This is a genomic window from Methylobacterium fujisawaense, assembly GCF_039619325.1.
Lineage (GTDB): Bacteria > Pseudomonadota > Alphaproteobacteria > Rhizobiales > Beijerinckiaceae > Methylobacterium > Methylobacterium fujisawaense.
On the sequence record NZ_CP155000.1, the window covers coordinates 67879 to 86621 of the forward strand.

Below are 18743 nucleotides of genomic sequence, written 5' to 3' on the forward strand. Positions count from 1 at the left end.
CGGCGGACGCGACAGGCGCGGCTGGACGACGCGGTTGCCGGAAGGGCCGTGACACCGACCGCAGGCTGCGCCCAGCCCTAGGCACCATCCGGCCGTGAGACACGGCGATGTCCGGTTGCAGATCTCGGACGCAGGCGTCGGACAGGCGCGGCGATAGGCCGTCTCCGGCGCGATCCACGACGGGTGTGATCTCGGGGAGAGGCCGTTCCGCAACGGAGCGCACGAACGTGGCCTGCCCGGCCTGGGAATCGCGTCGGCCTGGGGATCGCGCGGGTTGATGCAGTCGTGAGCCGGCAGCCGGTCCGTCGCCCCGCGGATCCGTCCTCGAACAGCCGTGCGACATCCCGATGCGGAGCGCCACGACCGCAGATTCCGCCCGGACGGGGAGGCCCGACCGCGCAGGCGGTGACTGGAGCGGCGCAGCGCATTCAGATTTTGCCGCGGCCTCTTCAATATGATCGGCAACCTTAAGCTCACGAAAACAACTTTCGGACCAAAAGAGCCTGACCTCGTCGTCTCGACCTCGTCCGCCTGGCAGGATCGCCGTGACCCTCAGCCTCGTCCTCAGCACGTCCCTTCCGCTTCTCACCGGGGCGGTGGCCCTGTTGTGGGCCGGGTTCGTCGCCCCGGAGCGGGAGGAGCGTCCCGACGGGCCCGGCGCCCGCGACCTGCGCACGTGGTGAGCGGCGGGCGCCGGCCGAACACCGCCTGAAAGGCCCGCGGCCCCGTCCCGGATCGCTTCCGCGGGGGGCGTCCGGCGGGCTATGACGCGGCGGATGCCCTCGCGGCGAGGGCCGGTCACGGAGGCTCCCCATGGATCTCGGCTTGAGCGGGCGCCGGGCGCTCGTCTGCGCGGCGAGCAAGGGACTGGGCAGGGGCTGCGCCCTGGCGCTGGCCCGCGAGGGCGTCGCGGTGACGATCACGGCCCGCAACGCGGAGCTCCTGGAGCGGACCGCCGGGGAGATCCGCAGCGAGACGGGGGTCACCGTCACCGCCGTCGCGGGCGACATCGCCACCGAGGCCGGCCGGGCCGCGGCGCTCGCCGCCTGCCCAGAGCCCGACATCCTGATCAACAATGCCGGCGGGCCGCCCCCCGGCGACTTCCGCGACTGGGACCGCGACGCCTGGATCCGGGCGCTCGACGCCAACATGCTGGCGCCGATCGCCCTGATCCAGGCGACCGTCGACGGGATGATCGCCCGCAAGTTCGGCCGGATCGTCAACATCACATCCGGCGCCGTGAAGGCGCCGATCGAGCATCTCGGCCTGTCGAACGGCGCCCGATCGGGGCTGACGGGCTTCGTGGCCGGCCTCGCCCGGCAGACGGTGCGGCACGGGGTGACCATCAACAACCTGCTGCCCGGCCCCTTCGACACGGACCGGATCCGCAGCAACGCCGCAGCCGGCGCCGCCAAGGCGGGCACCACCGTGGAGGCGTTCCTGGAGGCGCGGGCGCGCGCCAACCCCGCCGGCCGGTTCGGGCACCCCGACGAGTTCGGCGCCGCCTGCGCGTTCCTGTGCAGCCGGCAGGCGGGGTTCATCACCGGCCAGAACCTGCTGATGGACGGCGGCGCCTATCCCGGCACGTTCTGACGGGCGGGGGCCCGCCCGGGCCCTCCGCTTGCATCGACGGCCCGCAACATCGCGCGGTGAGGATCATGAGCGTACGCGAGACCGTCGAGGCGCGGCTGGCCCGCATCGGGGAGGGGGACAAGGCGGTCTTCACCCGGCTCTACGCCGCCGAGGCCCGCGCGGCGGCGGACGCCGCCGACGCCCGCCGCCGGGACGGGATCTCTCTCGGCCCCCTCGACGGCGCGATGGTCTCGATCAAGGACCTGTTCGACGTGGCGGGCGAGACGACGCGCGCCGGCTCGATCCTGCTGGCCGACGGGGCGCCGGCGCGGGCCGATGCCCCGGTGGTCGCCCGCCTGCGCCGGGCCGGCGCGGTGATCCTGGGCAAGACCAACATGTCCGAGTTCGCCTTCTCGGGGCTCGGCCTCAACCCGCATTACGGCACCCCCGGCAACGCCGCCGATCCGGCGCGCATCCCGGGGGGCTCGTCCTCGGGCGCCGGGGTCTCGGTGGGGCAGGGGACCAGCGACATCGCGATCGGGTCGGATACGGGGGGCTCCGTCCGGATCCCCGCCGCGCTGAACGGCGTCGTGGGCTTCAAGCCGACCGCCTGCCGCGTGCCGCTGGACGGGGCCTTCCCGCTCTCCTACGCCCTCGATTCGCTGGGTCCGCTCGCCCGGACGGTGGCGGAATGCGCGGCCGCCGACGCCGTGATGGCGGGCGCGGAGCCCGTGCCGTTGGAGGCTTTCCCCGTCGCGGGCCTGCGCGTCGGCGTGCCGCGGGGCCTGCTGTTCACCGAGACGGAGCCGCTCGTGGCCGAGGCCTTCGAGCGCGCGCTGGCCTGCCTGTCCCGGGCTGGCGCCCGAATCGTCGACCACCCGATCGACGATCTCCTCGCCGCGATGGACGCGGCCATGCCGGACGGCTCTATCGCGGCGATCGAGGCCGCGGCGGTCCATGCCGACTGGCTGGACAGCGCAGCGTCCCGCTACGACCTGCGGGTCCACCGCCGCATCCTGGCCGGCCGGACCGCGACGGCGGCGCGCTACGTCCGGACGATGCGCCGGCGGGCCGAACTGATCACCGCCTTCGACCGGGTTCTCGCCCCCCTCGACGTGCTGGTCCTCCCGGCGACCGCCACCACGGCGCCGCTCACCGCCCCGCTGGAGGCGGACGACGCGGCGTTCCTGAACGCCAATCGCCTGATGCTGCGCAACACGGCGTTCGGCAATTTCTTCGATCTCACCGGCCTGTCGCTGCCGATGCCGGATCTCGCCCGGCCGGCGGGGCTGATGCTGCTCGCCCGCCACGGGCAGGACCGCCGCCTCCTGGCCCTCGGCGCCGGCATCGAGGCGGCGCTGGCGGGGTAGGGGGCTCCGCGCCGCTCCCGTCATCGCGAGCGCAGCGAAGCGACCCAGGGCAGCAGCGTGACCCCGGTGGACGTGGCGCGACCCTGGATTGCTTCGCTGCGCTCGCAAAGACGGCCACCGTACATCGGGAGCGCCCACGCATCCGGACACACTATCGCGGCCCCGCGCGCTGCGCCGCCGGGGGCATGGCCCAAACCTCACGCCGCCGGGGTGACGCGGGACGCCGCGAAGCCCGAACGCAACGTTGCTAAAGCCGGCTTCCCGGCGGCTGACCGGACCGACGCCCCGAGGCGCGTCACGGTGCATCGCGGCGGGCGTGCGGAGGAGCGGGCTCCGAACGCCTCGGGCCGCGGTGCCGGCCGGCCCGGTCCCGCGCATTGCCGGATGGCGTCCCATCGTGCACCCTGGCGGCGATCCCGGCCCGAACCGCGTCCTCCGGGGCTCGACCGCGCCGGGAGACCGGGACCGCCCGCGCCGGGGGGTGATCCCGATCAGGCCGACCGGCAGGGAGCCGCCGCATGAGCGCAGCCACGCCGTCGATCGTCGCGGACCGGGACGCCGGGTCCGGCGGAGGGATTCAGGAGGCGGTCCGGGCGATGCGCGTCGATCTGGCGGCCGCCTACCGGCTGATCCATCGGCTGGGCCTCGACGACAGCATCTACACCCACATCTCGGCGCGGCTGCCGGGGGACGGGCACCGGTTCCTGATCAATCCCTACGGGATGCGCTTCGAGGAGGTGACGCCGGAGAACCTCGTCACCGTCGATATCGACGGCCACGTGCTCGCGGACCCGATGGGGCTCGGCATCAATCCGGCCGGGTTCACGATCCACAGCGCCATCCACGCCGCCCGCGCCGACGCGATCTGCGTGCTGCACACCCACACGGTGGCGGGGGTCGCGGTCTCCTGTCAGGAGGAGGGGCTGCTGCCCCTGAACCAGTGGTCGATGCAGTTCACGGGGCGCGTCGCCTACCACGCCTACGAGGGCATCGCCCTCGATCTCGACGAGCGGCAGCGGCTGGTGGCCGATCTCGGCGACAAGCCCGTGATGGTGCTGCGCAACCACGGCCTGCTGACCTGCGGGCGCACGGTCGGCGAGGCGTTCCGGCTGATGCACAACATGGAGCGCTCGTGCCGGGCGCAGCTGGCGATCCAGGCGGCCGGCGCGCCGGTGATCCGGCCCTCCGCCGCCATCGCAACCAAGACCGCCGGGCAATACGCCGCCGGCTACGACCGCGTCGTCGTCCAGGGAGCGCCCGACAACGAATGGGCGGCGTTCAAGCGGATGCTGGCGCGGACCGATCCCGATGTCTTCGCGGCAGGGTGAGGCGCGACGTCGATCGGGTGGGATCCGCGCCCCCGCTTCCGGGCGGGCGGTTTCACCCGTCTTCCGCCGGCCATCAAAGTCGTGAGCGACGAGTGCCTGTCCCCTCTCCCTCGTGAGGCGGAGCGCGCGGCGCCGGCCGTGTGACGTCGGTCGCCTCTGCGGGGGAGGGGGACGCGTCGCCCCTCGGCCCACCCCTCACCCCTCCGTCCAGGCCCCGCTCGACCGGTAGGTCTGCTTCAGGAACGCGATGAAGGCCCGGGTCTTGGCGGGCACGAAGGCGCGGCTCGGATAGACCGCGAAGATGCCCGCCGAGGCCGCGGCCGTGTAGGCGGGCAGCACCACCTCCAAGAGCCCGCCGCGCAGCTCCGCGTGCACGTCCCAGGTGGAGCGGAGCGCGATCCCGAGGCCGCCGATCACCGCCTCGCGCACCACCTCGTTGGAATGGGTGCGCAGGGGGCCCGACGCGGTGACCGTGCAGGGTCCCTCCGGTCCGATGAGGCGCCAGGGGTTCTGGTTCTCGGTGGCGAGGCACACATGGCCGCGCAGATCGTCCAGGGTCTGCGGTCGCCCCGCCACATCGAGGTAGCTCGGCCGCGCGCACAGAACCCGCCGCACCGGCGCGAGGCGCACCGCCGTCAGTCCGGAACTCTCCAGCGCGCCCACCCGGATGGCGAGGTCGTAGCCGCGCTCGATGATGGACTCGAAATCGTCGCTCAGCTCCAGGTTCAGCACGAGGTCGGGGTGGAGGGCGAAGAAGGCCCCCAGATGCGGGACGATGTGCAGGCGCCCGAAGGAACTCGGCGCCGTAACCCGGAGCGTCCCCCGCGCCCGCGTGGCGTTCTGCGAGACGAGGCTTTCGGCCTCCGCGATGGCGTCGACGATCGGGGCGATCCGCTCGAAGAACGCCGCGCCGATATCGGTCGGCGCCAGCCGCCGCGTGGTGCGGTGCAGCAGGCGCACGGCGAGCCGCTCCTCCAGCCGCTTCAGCCGCTTCGAGACCACCGCCACCGACAGGCCGAGTTCCGACCCGGCCCGGGTCAGGCTCCCGGTCCGCACCACCCGGGCGAAGATCTCCAGGTCGCTCTGGTCGTTCATTTTCAACGCTGCGGAAAAAATCAAATCCCTTTTGCCGCCTTTTCGGCGGGTGCCAAGCGGTCTATCGCTGTGAGATCAAAAAAATTTCACGGGCCGTTCGACTTTTTCTGACGCACGGCGCCCCATTTCCCAGAGGATCGCATGTCGAATCTCGTCGTCGCCGAGGATCTCCGCACCTTCCTGTCCGAGGAGGCGCTGCCTGGAACCGGCCTCTCGGCCGACCGGTTCTGGTCGGGCTTCGCGGCGATCGTCCGCGACCTCGCACCGCACAATCGGGCGCTGCTCGACCGGCGCGACGGCCTCCAGGCCGACATCGATTCCTGGCACCGCGACCATCGCGGCCTGCCGCACGATCCGGCCGCCTACGCGGCCTACCTCACGCAGATCGGCTACCTGCAGCCGGAGCCCGACGCTGTGCGGGTGACCACCGAGAACGTGGACGCGGAGATCGCGCAGATCGCCGGGCCCCAGCTCGTCGTGCCGATCTCGAACGCCCGCTACGCGCTCAACGCCGCCAATGCCCGCTGGGGCAGCCTCTACGACGCCCTCTACGGCACCGACGCGATCCCGCAGGACGGCGACCTCGCCCCAGGCACCGGGTTCAACCCGGCCCGGGGCGCCGCCGTGGTGGCCAAGACCAAGGCCCTCCTCGACGCGACCGCCCCGCTCAGCGTCGGCTCCTGGGCGGATGCGGTGGGCTTCTCGGTGACGGGCGGCCGCCTCGCCGTTGCTCTCGGCGCCGGACGGAGCGCCGGCCTGACCGGCACGGCGGACCTCGCGGGCTATACCGGCGCCCCCGAGGCGCCGACCGCGCTCCTGCTGCGCCACAACGGCCTGCACGTCGAGATCGTCATCGACCGGACGAGCCCGATCGGCCGCACCGACCCCGCCGGCATCGCCGACGTGGTGCTGGAATCCGCCCTTTCGACCATCATGGACATGGAGGATTCGGTCGCCGCCGTGGACGCGGCCGACAAGGTCGCGGTCTATCGCAGCTGGCTCGGCCTGATGCGCGGCGACCTCGTGGCCACCCTGTCCAAGGGCGGCCGCACCGTCGAGCGGCGGCTTGCCGCGGACCGCACCTACACGGCGCCCGACGGGGGAAGCCTGACCCTGCCGGGGCGGTCGCTGATGCTGGTCCGGCATGTCGGCCATCACATGTACACCGACGCCGTGACCCTCGACGGCGCCGAGATCCCCGAGACGCTCCTCGACGCGGCGGTGACCGCGCTGATCGCCCTGCACGACCTGAACGGGACCGGCTCCTTGCGCAACAGCCGGACGGGCTCGGTCTACATGGTCAAGCCGAAGCTGCACGGCCCCGACGAGGTCGCCTTCGCGGTGGAGCTGTTCGGGCGGGTCGAGGCCCTCGTCGGGCTCGCGCCGCGGACGCTCAAGATCGGCGTGATGGACGAGGAGCGGCGCACGACGCTCAATCTGAAGGCGGCGATCGCCGCCGCGGCGGACCGGCTGTTCTTCATCAACACCGGCTTCCTCGACCGGACCGGGGACGAGATCCACACCTCCCTGGAGGCCGGTCCGGTGGTCCGCAAGGACGCGATGAAGGCGACCGCCTGGATCAAGGCCTACGAGGACGGGAACGTCGATGCCGGCCTCGCCTGCGGCCTGCCGGGCCACGCGCAGATCGGCAAGGGCATGTGGGCCGCCCCCGACCAGATGGCGGCGATGCTGGAGGCGAAGGGCGCCCACCCGGAAGCCGGCGCCAACACCGCCTGGGTGCCGTCGCCGACGGCGGCCACGCTCCACGCGCTGCACTACCACCGGACGGATGTCCGCGCCCGCCAGGCGGATCTGGCCGGCCGGGCGCCCGCGACCCGGGACGCCATGCTGACCCTGCCCCTCGCCGAGGGCGCCTTTGCGCCGGAGGCGATCCGGGAGGAGCTCGACAACAACTGCCAGGGGATCCTGGGCTACGTGGTCCGCTGGATCGACCAGGGCGTCGGCTGCTCGAAGGTGCCGGACATCCACGAGGTCGGCCTGATGGAGGACCGCGCCACCCTGCGGATCTCCAGCCAGCACATCGCCAACTGGCTGCGCCACGGGATCGTGGACCGGGCGCAGGTCGACGCGGCGTTGCGGCGGATGGCGGCGGTGGTCGACCGCCAGAACGCGGGCGATCCGGCCTACCGGCCGATGGCTCCGGGCTTCGACGGCCCGGCCTTCCGGGCCGCGGAGGCCCTGGTGTTCGAGGGCGCGCGCCAGCCCAACGGCTACACCGAGTTCGTGCTGCACCGGTTCCGCCGGGAGGCGAAGCGCCGGCAGGCCGACGGTCGGGCGGCCTGAGGCCGTCTCGCGGCCTGCGATCCGCCCGAGCGCGACCCGATCCCGAGGCGCCGGAGCGCAGCGGGGGCCTCGCAGGAGGACTCGCAGGAGGCCTTCGGGGATCACCGCGTTTCCCCGCATCCGCCTTCGAGGCCGGGGAACGCGGGCGCCAGGATCAGGGGCCGGGTTCGACAAGCGATCGTCGCCCCGCGGCGCGCCCTCCCGCATTTCTGAGGGCCGGCGCCCGCCGGGGGGGGGCGCCGGCCGGCCAGGCCGGGTTCCCCGATCCGCGGGCCGGTCACCCGCGGCCGCTCAGCGGCGCTTGCGCGTCATCACGTAGACGAGGAGATTCGCCACCGCCCGGTAGAATTCCGCCGGGATTGCCTGATTGATCTCCACGTGGTCGTACATCGCCCGGGTCAGGGCCTTGTCGACGACCACCTCGATCCGGTTCCTCTCGGCGATCTCGCGGATGCGCAGGGCGATCAGGTCCGCCCCCTTGGCCAGCACCACCGGGGCGTCGCTCTCGCTCTGATCGTAGCGCAGCGCGATTGCCTAGTGTGGACTTAGTATCGCGTCCTACATGCTCAGCTTACGATACGCCGACCATCCTGCCACAATCAAAAAACCATTTTATTTCAGCGTCTTAGGCCAGCATAGGCTACCATAGTCAGCGAGTGTGGGGAAGACGAGATCGGCAGCGTTTTCTGGGGTTGGTGTGGCCGATTGTGACCGGTTCGTGAGGACGGGGGCGCCTTACGAACGCCGATTCGACCTTTCTGCCACGACAGAACGGGCATCAAAAAGGGCGGTGGGATTGAGCATCAGCCGACGATCCAGAACCGGTCATGAAGCCGTAGCGGAACGTCGGCTGATGCCCTTGGTCATATCGTCCGCATTAGGGAACGGTGTATCGATATCACCGCTGACCAGATACGAGGACAGCCGCCGAGACATATGGAAAACCTGGGCACTTGGGGCAGGGATCGAGGAACGGTTACGAGACGCAATAACGGGCCATAGCGTTGCATCGGTGGGCCGGCGATACGAAACGCCGACCCTCCGAATTATGGCGGACGCTATAAGGCGGTTTCCCCCATACTCGCGGCAACGTGCGTGCGAGGAACACGAAAACTATACATCAAGTCAAAGTCATCACTCAAGATGCTATTGATAATCACATGGGCCACAAGCCCGGTTAACTTACTTTACAACATGTCTTAATCTTGATAAACCAGAACTCTTTAACTTCTGCACTTCTATTCTCTTGAGCGACATATTCAGTTTTGTTGCTATCCATTGTTTATCTTCTATCTCCAGAGGAAAATAGTAAGCATATATATGCATGACGACTCGAAGAAGCGACATTATCGCACTGTCATCTCCATACCGCTTCAAACAATCCTCGACATAATCTTTGTCTATCTTGCCCGTATGATACAATCGAGCGATTACCAAGACCAAAGAAAAGTTGTAGGGAATATTTCCTTTAGCGGTTCGCGATTCTCCGCCTTCGTGCTTGGAAGATAGTCTTGCCAAGGCTCGAATTGAATGTTCTTGGCTAAGATACCGCGCCAATCCAGCATGTGAAAGATAAACCGACCAGAAAGCAAAAATCCTAGTCACTTTCTCATATTTTTCTTCGTCAGAAAGTCTTGGCTTGTCGTATATTTTGCTGATATTATCTTTCTGATTCTCTTTATCATGAAACAATACTGTCGCAATCGCGTTATTCAGATAAGCATATCTACCGCTAGCTTGAACCATTCGCGTAATGCAATCTAATATCAATTTAGCGTCATATGTTCCGGTTCTGGAATTGAGTATCTGCCCAATTATAGAATGTATGCGGAGTAAGGCGTTAACGCTTTTCATGTACGATTCTGCATCTGCCGCTTCATCATCGACATGCGTATTGTACTTATCATCACCCATGTTTACGTTGAGAAACGGCAGCGTGTACCTAGCGACGACGCGTTCAGCGTCTTCTATTATATCTGAAACTTTTTCTTGCAGTAACGCCATTCTGTTTTCGTTGACGTCAGACTTTGCGTCCAGAAGCAAATTCTCATTCAGAACTAAACCTAGTGTAATTTCACGTGTATCATCCGAGATAATCCAGTCGTCCGCTTTAGAGAAGAGCTGATCTAACGTGTTTAGAAGTGACGTTAGGACAAAGTTATCGTTTGAGAAATATGCAATGTAAATGACTATGTTCGCGAACTTCTTTTGAAAGATGTTTTCGGTGCATTGACTTACAAACTGTACATATTTTCGATGATCATTTACCTGCAAAGTCTTAACAACATATCTGGCGCAAAGGAAATACCATAAGTACTCTTCATAGAAACTATAACCGTCGTCATCCTCTCTGATGAAAAGCCCAATTGCCATAGATCTTAGGCCACTCTTCGAAGAAAGATATTGATCTTCGAATACATCCAAACATTCTTCGAAAGCCTCCCTGGATATGATACCAGAAACGTTTTCTGAGTATGCCCTATACGCCAACAAAGCTAGAAAGTTCTTTGCTTCATCGAATGATCGCCAATTGATATCAGCTTTCTGTAACCTACTAGTGATAAGAGTATCATAACAAGCGGCGAACGAGGAGAATGCGATATCGGAACCAGTTGCAGTGTCGATAAGTTCGAGAAACGTAATTGCAGTGTAGGCAAATTTCTCAAGCTCAGTTTGACCAAAAACAAGTTGTAGCTTCTCGTAAGTTGTCAATACTGCTAGATCGCTCGCTGTTTCATCCTCATTGTACCCTGCATTCAGCCACTTACGCACCAATTCAAACAACTTAGCGTCATTCAATGGCTTTATTTGCGCTGTGAACGGTGTAGGCAAGTCATTCGAGGTAAACAGCACAGAAGGCGCACTCGAGTAAGAAGTGATTATCGATCCCGCATACTTTTCATGTATCGTTTGTACAATAGTTTCTTTAATGTTATCATTCAAGGTGCATTCATCAAAGTCGTCAATAACAACTCTGTACCGTAGATCCGGATAGACGCTTATTCCGAACTGCTTCAACTTTGCGCCGTCGATAATCTTTGCTATGTTACGATTTTTAATCTGCTTGCCGCTGATTAAGATGCATGGCTACCTAGATCACTCAGCCGCTCCTGGATAACTTTTGCCGCTACTGTTTTTCCAGATCTGTCTGTGCCGGTTATCAGGACTGCCTTTTCGGTGCGACAAACCTCAATAAGTCGATCAAAGGTCGTAACTTGTTCATTGTTGGCCTCTACATAAACGTTTGGATCAATCGCAACGAGTTTTTCATCGAAAACGTGGAGATTGTTGTGTCGGATAAAGTCTATCTGATACAAGCTTGAGAGATAGGCAGTTGTCAGTTCAGGTGCTTGAAGCTTTTTTTTTAACGCTGTGATTACGGTCTTGATACCTTTGATAACTTCCAGCCAAGCTGCATCGCGCTGTTGGGCATCAGTTCGCGAACCAGCCCCCCTCGTGACAGGCGTTGCATCTGGCGGAAGGGCATTGAATTTCTTCAGATTGCCTACGTCCCAATCGCAGTCTCTTACAATAATGGGAATAATTTCCGCCTCTCCGGCATCACGTCTTTTGACGGCCTCAAGATATTCTTTCTCAAAACAATAGTCCGATCCTATGAAGTCGTTACTGATCATAAAAAGAAATATTTGACTGTCATTGATGCGTGCATCGATTTCGTCATGCAATAGGCCGCCCGGTGGTATCATTCGGTCGTGCCAAACGTCGATAAATCCTCCCCTTTTCAAGGCCGAGAAATGCTTGATCAACTCGTCTTTCAGCCATTCGTCGGCATGGGAGTATGAAATAAAGACTCGCAGAGCATCGGTGTCGGAACTTGCCATCGTTTTCTATCGACCTATTTTTGTCATGTCTCGGTTTGAGTTCGTATGTATTATCGATTATTGTCGCATAACATTACGCGACCCTGATATTTGTCGGATGCTGGCATTGGATAGCTCGTTGTGATCCGGTTGCGTATACCCTTACGAGACGGCTGGACGAGACATTTAAAGGCCAGCATCGATGTCTCATTAGGATCGACATCGGCATTACAAGACGCTATGGTGGGTGGGTCTAGAAGCTAACAAGACAGGAGGTCCCCCATCGCCACCTACGGTTACGCGCGCGTCTCGAGTTCATCACAGAGCTTAGCGATCCAGCAGGAGGCTTTGCAAGCTTCAGGTTGTGACATCATCCGGTCCGAGACGCAGACGGGCACCAAGCTGGAAGGCCGGACGGAACTCGAAACGATAATCCAGTTCGCCAGAGCCGGGGATTCGCTTTCGGTCACCCGTATCGACAGGCTCGCACGCTCGGTCGGAGATCTCGCGGCCATCGTGAAGCGGTTGGAGGCGAAGGGCGTGTCCCTGAAGGTCCTTGAGCAACCTGTCGATACGTCCACGGCAGCGGGGCGCTGTTTTTTGCAGATGCTTGGGGTCTTCGCCGAGTTCGAGACGGCCATACGGCGAGAACGCCAATTGGAAGGCGTTGCGAAGGCCAAGGCCGAGGGCGTTTACAAGGGACGCAAGCCGACCATCGATCCTGAACGGGTCAAAGCCCTCGCCGCCCAAGGGATGGGTGCCAGTGTCATTGCCAAGGAACTGAAGGTGGGGCGTGCGTCCGTCTACCGACTCTTGAACGGTTCCTCCTCTCGAACATCGCGGTAGCGGTGTGCATAGCAACTGACGTCGGGCTGCTAGGGCGCTCCACTATATCAGTGCCGCGCCTCCGGGCCGGCGCTAAATAAGAACGATATGCCCTCTTGGTCGACGACCGCGAGGAAAGCCTGATAAGCTTCTTCTTCACTGGAAAATCGCACGTGCCAGCGGGTACAGCCGCCGTTCTCGTTTACAACTTCTAGCCGCCATGTGTCGTTCGTGCCCGCATTCCGATAGATTTCAACCTCGACCCTAATACCGTTACGAGTGAACTTGCCGGAAAGCCGGGAGTGCTCGAAATCGCAGTCGTTTTCCATGATCCAAATTTCAAAAATGAACGGCAGGGACGTTTTGTATGATAAGGTGCCTCGGTAGGAGACACCATGACGAAGATCGATACTTGGCGCAGTGGGCTAGCTGTTTTCGAATCACACAGCATAACTAGATCGCAACTGTCGTTCCGTACATCTCTGACGCACCCGCTGCAAATCGCTACAATCCCTGTTGGTGACAACGGCGGGCGAATAGGCATCACCCTTTGCCCGGGTAAAGTGGATCACACGTCGATTGGTGGGGCTTGGGAGCGAGACCTACAGGCTGATTTGGAGGCGATCCGGGATTGGGGTGCTTCCTCGGTTCTTACCCTACTGGAAGCCCACGAATTCGACCTCCTGAAGGTACGAGGGTTGCCCGAGGCTGTCCGCGGCATGGGGATGGCTTGGCATCATGCTCCTATTCCCGACGTCTCTATTCCAAGGCCAGCGTTTACAGCAGCTTGGCGCACCATAGGGCCTCGCCTCGTCGCACAGCTACGTCGCGGACAGGCGGTGGTGGTCCACTGCCGGGGTGGCCTTGGTCGTGCCGGCATGATCGCTGCTAGGCTCGTTACGATAATCGGCGAAGATCCGAGAAGGGCGATTGAACGGGTCCGCGCTGTCCGACCTGGAGCGATAGAGACGCCGGCCCAGGAGGCATACGTCCTCGGACAGGGGGCGCTGAATGTCTGAAGCCGTGCGGGATCGAGCCCTCGGAGCCTTCCTTGGCCTTGCAGTTGGCGATGCGCTCGGCACCACCTTGGAATTCGAGACAAGAGATACAAAGCCGCCCGTGACCGACATGGTAGGCGGTGGCCCGTTCAATCTGAATGCGGGCCAGTGGACGGACGACACAGCTATGTCGTTATGCCTCGCCGACTCGCTTCTCGCCTGTGACGGATTGGACGAACGGGATCTGATGGAACGGTTTTGCCGCTGGTATGAACTTGGCGAGAACTCGTGCACCGGATCCTGTTTCGATATCGGGATCACCACGCGGAAGGCCCTGGAATCATTTCGGCGCACAGATAATCCGGTAGCGGGACCGGTTGACCCGAGGACCGCTGGAAACGGTTCGATCATGCGCTTGGCGCCTGTGGCCTTGCGCTTCGGAAACGATAACGACCGATTGAAGGATGCCGCCCGTCGCCAGAGCTACGTGACACATGGCGCAGACGAGTCCGTGGACGGTTGTGACGCGCTGGCGGTGGTTCTTGCCTCGCTTATCGGGGGAAAGCCGTTGTCGGACGTTCTCTCCGCATCCTACGGCCCATTCTGTCCGGGGATTCAGGCCATCATCGACGGATCGTGGCGCGGTAGGGCTCGGAGCGACATCCGATCTTCAGGGTATGTGATCGACAGCCTTGAATCCGCTCTCTGGTGTGTGGCCGAAACGTCGAACTTCCGAGATGCCGTGCTCTTGGCGGTGAATCTCGGTGACGATGCCGACACGGTAGGAGCGATTACCGGCCAAATAGCAGGAGCCGCTTATGGGTTATCTTCCATCCCCGAGGAATGGTTCGCGCGATTGGCCTGGAATGCTCGGCTGGCGACTACCGCAGAACAATTATTCAAGGCTAGCGTCTCGGAACGATAACAAGACCGGTGGACGGATGATGGGGGTACCAAGAGCCTGATACCCCCTATCCGACGCGTCAGGCCGCCATCATCGCCCTGTGACACTCGGGGCATACGTCACGAGTCAGGTCGGTCATCAAATTACGATAATCGGCAACCGTCTCGGCGTGATCCAGGGCGAATAGGTACTGGCAGTCCTGGATCGCTCGAATTATTGCAATGCGGTGATTGAGCTTTACTCTGCCTCTATTATCTAGCATACTATCAAGATCGTCGATGATATCCTTGAATTGATAAAGCATTCGCCTGAAGTCTACGGCCTTGTCACCTTCACACAAACGATAACGATAATTTGCTTCCTCGGCACCGCACAGGAGCATCTTTCGCAGAATGTAGCTATTATCGCTATTTGTGCCCGTGCTCGAAACCAGTGAATTTTGATTAATTTGGATATAATTAGTGTTGATCATTGCAAAACACTCTATTTGGCTTTTATAATTGTGTCGAGGCGCCGAGCCACTACCGAAAGTGGCCAAAGAAATTCGGCGCTCCATTTGAAATTCTCTTGATCGGCTGGAATTTTTTACCAGTATCGCTTCATATATCTATCTCGGTCTCCCAATCTATCTTTCGGCGATCTACTTTCGTTTGCCGCCTGTGTAAGGATCGAAAAAGCATCTACACGGTCCACCCTTTCCTTTCTTAGCTTTAGCGTGAGATCGAACATGGCGTCGTTGCTGCCGATCTTAGCGCCTGTCTCTAGATCGATGCTGTTAATTGCATTCCGATACTGAGCCATGGCCGCTTCGATCATGGCGGGTTGTGCTCTGACGTATTGATCGGCTTGTTCGGCTGTTATTATTTCGAGCGTCGCATCTGAATCAAAGCGTGTTGTGATCGGGTGTTTGATCCACTCTCGTACGTCTATTGGCTTCCTATTTTTGATGTAATGACGAAAGAAGCTGTTTCCGCTCTTCGCTTGACAGGGTAGATAGAAGGCACAAACGACATTCGGCTTGTTGTCGATACCGTGTGGCTTGCGCCCGCCCTTCGGTCGAGAATCCTTGAAGCCATAATAACCCGCATTCTCGATACGCTGGACAATCTGATACCAAAAGAACTTGTATACATTTGGTGTCATATTATCGTTTGTGAGAAAGATAGCTCTGTAGCGAGGCTTCTCCTTGGTGTGACTGAAAGAATTATAGACGATCATTTCAACATCAGGGAAGATAGTCGACAATGCTCGGTGTTTGAGTTCGGTGTTGTCAAGGTCGAAATAAAGATGACGGCCCCATAGTGCATTCTGTTCGGCTCGTTTTGTGTTACTATCTGGAACGCACAATGCCGGCATTATCAGCCTGTTATCGTCCTTGTTTTCGAGTACCTGTTTGTGCAATCCCTTTAGTAGCAAGCCGTATTCTTTGTCAGTTATTGTGATAGGGAATGACATGCCTTCAAATGTGTTATTGATTATGGATCCTTTGTATGCTGTCACGTTTTTCCTTATATCTTTATAGGAGATATCGTGACATGACTTCTGGTATCCGGCTTCCATTATCCTTTCACGGCCCAATTGGTACTTTTCAACCAATGCGTCTTGTTCCTCTTCTAACCTGTTTCTACTAGCTTGCTTCCGTTCAGTGGCGTTATCGTATTGTCTGACACGTCCTTTCTTCTTTGGCTTACGGTCATCTACACCAAGTGAATGGACGCGAGATCCCGGGAACGATGATGACTGCCACTCGGCATTTTGCCTGTCGGGCAAAATCACCACTTTCCTGTTATTATTATTCGGATCACGGATCGAAATACGTCCAAGTGTCTGGTACGTATTATGATAATCGTGCGCAATCTTTTGCTCCTCTCTTGTAATGCTCGCAAAGTCCGCCAAGAAATTCGCGTCAGTATGCGGTAGGTTGAAGGCCGTTACTATAGCAATTCTGTCATGATGCTGGAAATCATTACGCCCATGCGCATGATGAGGAAGTTTATTATTGCCAGCAATGCCATTTAAAGGATTTGCATCTTCGTACGATTTGTTGTCCAACCAACAGAATGGATATCCGGTGAACCGCCTGATTATTTCATTTATAATCTTTTCTCTAATTGTCGCATCACTTTCCTGCGCATACAAGGACCAGTTCGTTTCAGAGCCGTAGTAGAAATCAATCAAATCTCCATTCAAATGTGCCTTGTATCGCAACAGATCTAGCGTTTCGGCATCGTCTCGGAAAACCACGCCCTGACTAGCGAACCATTTGTGAAGTATGGTTTCGTGTGCTCTTGCTCCATACATCCTAACCGATGCAAATTCTTTGAATGTGCATGGGTTTAGCATCGAATAGATACGCAAGAACGGATCTTCCATCGAGCCGCTTTTCAGATCATTATATTGTTTCTTTTCTACAAAATTCCTATAGTTCTGATTTGCTATGATGCTGGCAAATGGTCTCAGGACTTCATGGATTGCATCACCCTTCAAGTTTTCAGAAATCTTTCTTATGGTGTTCTCGTCTTCGATTAGGATCTCGCCGTAGGCTATACCACAAGAAGTGATCCTGATCGCATCTGTGATGAGATCGTGATTTGATGGAAGCTGTTTGGCCGTTGATTGAAATGCTATCGGAACTTCGTCGATCATCAAATGGAAGCGATGATTATTCATCGATCTTGGAAGATTGATGAATGCCGAGAAGGTCGTTAGTATTATATGCGACCTATCATACGGACGAAGAAGGGCGTTGAATAAGCTGATAACCGCTCGTTTCGGACAAGTATTGCCGTTGATAGTTTCGACGTGTACAGACGGATCCATACTCGCGATCATCATGGCCGTTTGTTCGTTAAGTTGCTTGGTCGGCTGAACCACCAAACACGACTCGCCGTTAGAAACTAGATTGATGGCCTTTGAAGCAAGCGCAGTCGTTTTGCCACTACCCAAAGGGGCGGCAATCAGAAGAATTTCGTACATGCGGAATTAATATACCTTAGATAGAAACAACACTAGCCTGAACATCGTCCGGGCAGAATAACTATTACATGTAATAGCGGGAGATATGCGCTGGTGTCGGCCGAACAAAGACCGGCAGCGAATGATCGAATGTATAAACGATGATTAACGACCTGTCAATATAAGAGCGGCCTAGCATCATGACGTTTCAGATCACTCAATAGGTATTGCGCGTAACACAACATTGAAACAAAATCAAGAAAATTGTCGCGTAAGTTTTCTTTGATAGAGCGCTATAGTTGCAGTTGTGCATCATGAACTTCGCTAGGCACCATTTTTGTTTTCTCGTTTCAATCGAGAATTTTGGCTCGCCCTCGCCAGATTATAATAACGCTCCCCGCTCGTCGTCCATGCGCCTCTAAATTGCCGCTCGTTACTTAGGGTTGCTTGCCACAGGCTCTGTATCGCGGTGAGGAATCTTCAATACATTCCTCACCGCGGGGATAATTTAGCGCGCCTTATTAAATATCATGGCTAGCTTTGCGGCAACATTTGCAGGATTGATGTGCGTGTACCTTCTCAGCATTTGATAATCGCGGTGACCTGAGATCATTGCGACCTCGGGTACACTAAGCCCATGTTCGAAATGGCGAGAAATTCCTTCGTGCCTTAGATCGTGCCAGCGTAGATTTCTAATTTTGGCAGCCTTGAGTAATTCAGCCCACCAAGAACTTAGGGTAAAATAGTTTACAGATATGATGTTATCCTCGCTGCCGTCTTTTTGCATCGACCGTATAATCTCCATAGCTTTTGGTGTTAGCGGAATCGTTCTTGGATAATCGTTCTTGGTTTTTGGTATGTGGAGGGTGGATTGATCGAGATCGAGATCTGTCCATTTCGCTCTTAGAAGTTCGCCCTTTCTCATTGCTGTTTCGACAGCCAATTCGATGATGTGTATCATCGCTCTTTTGCCTCTATGACTATCGGCTTCTAAGATTCGATTCCATTCCTCTTGAGAAATACGTCGCTCTCGACTATTCCGGATTTTCGGCTTTCGCACGCTTTTGAATGCGTTAGTTGTCAGTCGAACGCCCCACTCGCTTTGGGCAATAGTCAAACAGTGTGACCCGATACAAAGCTCTCTTACAACAGTCGCGGGTTTAACAACTTTCAATCTGCTGTCTCTGTAGCGGGCGATATCGCCTTCACAGAGATCGTTGATCCTTATGTTGTACAGGTCGGATCTCTGAAATCTTCTTAATATAGAACATTCTCTTTTATACCAATATCGCTTCGATAGAATTTCAATATAGTATCTTTCAAGCAGAGTTCCGACAGTCTCCGTATCAGAAACAGGATGAGTGTGCGCGTCAGGACTGCGGTATTTTTCAATTTCTGTTTCTCTCGACCATGCTACCGCCTCTGACTTTGTTTTAAAAGTCCGCGTGGCCGATTTAGATCCTTTTATTCGTACCTGAACTTGGAACTTACCATTCCTTTTTCTAATCGTGGCCATCTTGATCCTCACTGTGCCCTACATTGTGCCCGGACGCAGAGATCGAGGTTGTTTG

The 18743-nt window shown here is 59.0% G+C and carries 16 protein-coding genes; 8 read left to right on the top strand and 8 right to left on the bottom strand.

All coding sequences use genetic code 11. The annotated features are described in order from the left end of the window. Nucleotides 1-545 precede the first annotated feature (545 nt). From ABC766_RS00570 to ABC766_RS00585, 4 genes are all read left to right on the top strand, one after another. Nucleotides 546-683: a hypothetical protein gene (locus ABC766_RS00570; protein WP_164706393.1), complete on the top strand. Its 138-nt coding sequence runs from the start codon at nt 546-548 to the stop codon at nt 681-683. A 130-nt stretch (nt 684-813) separates the two neighbouring features. Beyond that, nucleotides 814-1593 (top strand): SDR family oxidoreductase, encoded by a 780-nt coding sequence (locus ABC766_RS00575; RefSeq protein ID WP_043379573.1) that lies wholly within the window; start codon nt 814-816, stop codon nt 1591-1593. 65 nt (nt 1594-1658) lie between these two features. After that, nucleotides 1659-2942 carry an amidase gene (locus ABC766_RS00580; RefSeq protein WP_345820587.1) on the top strand — a complete coding sequence of 428 codons (1284 nt, stop codon included), beginning with the start codon at nt 1659-1661 and terminating at the stop codon, nt 2940-2942. A 518-nt stretch (nt 2943-3460) separates the two neighbouring features. Continuing rightward, nucleotides 3461-4270, top strand: coding sequence for a class II aldolase/adducin family protein (locus ABC766_RS00585; protein WP_075380084.1), 810 nt, complete (start codon nt 3461-3463; stop codon nt 4268-4270). A gap of 195 nt (nt 4271-4465) precedes the next feature. Here the strand turns inward: ABC766_RS00585 and ABC766_RS00590 are convergent, their stop codons facing one another. Then, nucleotides 4466-5365 (bottom strand): LysR family transcriptional regulator, encoded by a 900-nt coding sequence (locus ABC766_RS00590; protein ID WP_279898004.1) that lies wholly within the window; start codon nt 5363-5365, stop codon nt 4466-4468. Nucleotides 5366-5506: 141 nt separating this feature from the next. On the opposite strand from ABC766_RS00590, the gene ABC766_RS00595 reads away from it, so the two are divergent. Continuing rightward, nucleotides 5507-7669, top strand: coding sequence for a malate synthase G (locus tag ABC766_RS00595; RefSeq protein WP_043756884.1), 2163 nt, complete (start codon nt 5507-5509; stop codon nt 7667-7669). Nucleotides 7670-7960: 291 nt separating this feature from the next. Here ABC766_RS00595 and ABC766_RS00600 read toward each other — a convergent pair whose 3' ends face one another. From ABC766_RS00600 to ABC766_RS00610, 3 genes are all read right to left on the bottom strand, one after another. Beyond that, on the bottom strand, nt 7961-8200 hold the full coding sequence (locus ABC766_RS00600; RefSeq protein ID WP_345822649.1) for an EscU/YscU/HrcU family type III secretion system export apparatus switch protein: 240 nt from the start codon (nt 8198-8200) through the stop codon (nt 7961-7963). Between the two features lie 651 nt (nt 8201-8851). Continuing rightward, nucleotides 8852-10687 carry a hypothetical protein gene (locus ABC766_RS00605; RefSeq protein WP_345820591.1) on the bottom strand — a complete coding sequence of 612 codons (1836 nt, stop codon included), beginning with the start codon at nt 10685-10687 and terminating at the stop codon, nt 8852-8854. A 56-nt stretch (nt 10688-10743) separates the two neighbouring features. Continuing rightward, the gene (locus ABC766_RS00610; RefSeq protein ID WP_345820592.1) at nt 10744-11511 is read right to left on the bottom strand and encodes a toll/interleukin-1 receptor domain-containing protein; all 768 of its coding nucleotides are present in this window, start codon (nt 11509-11511) and stop codon (nt 10744-10746) included. 261 nt (nt 11512-11772) lie between these two features. On the opposite strand from ABC766_RS00610, the gene ABC766_RS00615 reads away from it, so the two are divergent. After that, nucleotides 11773-12336, top strand: coding sequence for a recombinase family protein (locus tag ABC766_RS00615; protein ID WP_345822650.1), 564 nt, complete (start codon nt 11773-11775; stop codon nt 12334-12336). 47 nt (nt 12337-12383) lie between these two features. Here ABC766_RS00615 and ABC766_RS00620 read toward each other — a convergent pair whose 3' ends face one another. Further along, complete coding sequence (locus ABC766_RS00620; RefSeq protein WP_345820593.1) at nt 12384-12644, bottom strand: hypothetical protein; 261 nt, start codon at nt 12642-12644, stop codon at nt 12384-12386. 66 nt (nt 12645-12710) lie between these two features. On the opposite strand from ABC766_RS00620, the gene ABC766_RS00625 reads away from it, so the two are divergent. Then, a complete protein-coding gene (locus ABC766_RS00625) occupies nt 12711-13334 on the top strand; it encodes a cyclin-dependent kinase inhibitor 3 family protein (protein ID WP_345820596.1) in 624 nt (207 codons plus the stop codon). Beyond that, complete coding sequence (locus tag ABC766_RS00630; protein WP_345820599.1) at nt 13327-14238, top strand: ADP-ribosylglycohydrolase family protein; 912 nt, start codon at nt 13327-13329, stop codon at nt 14236-14238. The genes ABC766_RS00625 and ABC766_RS00630 overlap by 8 nt, the downstream gene beginning before the upstream one ends. Before the next feature lie 58 nt (nt 14239-14296). On the opposite strand, the gene ABC766_RS00635 is transcribed toward ABC766_RS00630, so the two are convergent. The 3 genes from ABC766_RS00635 to ABC766_RS00645 all read right to left on the bottom strand — a co-directional run bounded on the left by ABC766_RS00635 (nt 14297) and on the right by ABC766_RS00645 (nt 18688). Further along, the gene (locus tag ABC766_RS00635; RefSeq protein WP_345820601.1) at nt 14297-14773 is read right to left on the bottom strand and encodes a hypothetical protein; all 477 of its coding nucleotides are present in this window, start codon (nt 14771-14773) and stop codon (nt 14297-14299) included. Between the two features lie 29 nt (nt 14774-14802). Next, the gene (locus ABC766_RS00640) at nt 14803-17193 is read right to left on the bottom strand and encodes a DEAD/DEAH box helicase (RefSeq protein ID WP_345820603.1); all 2391 of its coding nucleotides are present in this window, start codon (nt 17191-17193) and stop codon (nt 14803-14805) included. Between the two features lie 487 nt (nt 17194-17680). After that, the gene (locus ABC766_RS00645; RefSeq protein WP_345820605.1) at nt 17681-18688 is read right to left on the bottom strand and encodes a site-specific integrase; all 1008 of its coding nucleotides are present in this window, start codon (nt 18686-18688) and stop codon (nt 17681-17683) included. Nucleotides 18689-18743: the final 55 nt, after the last annotated feature.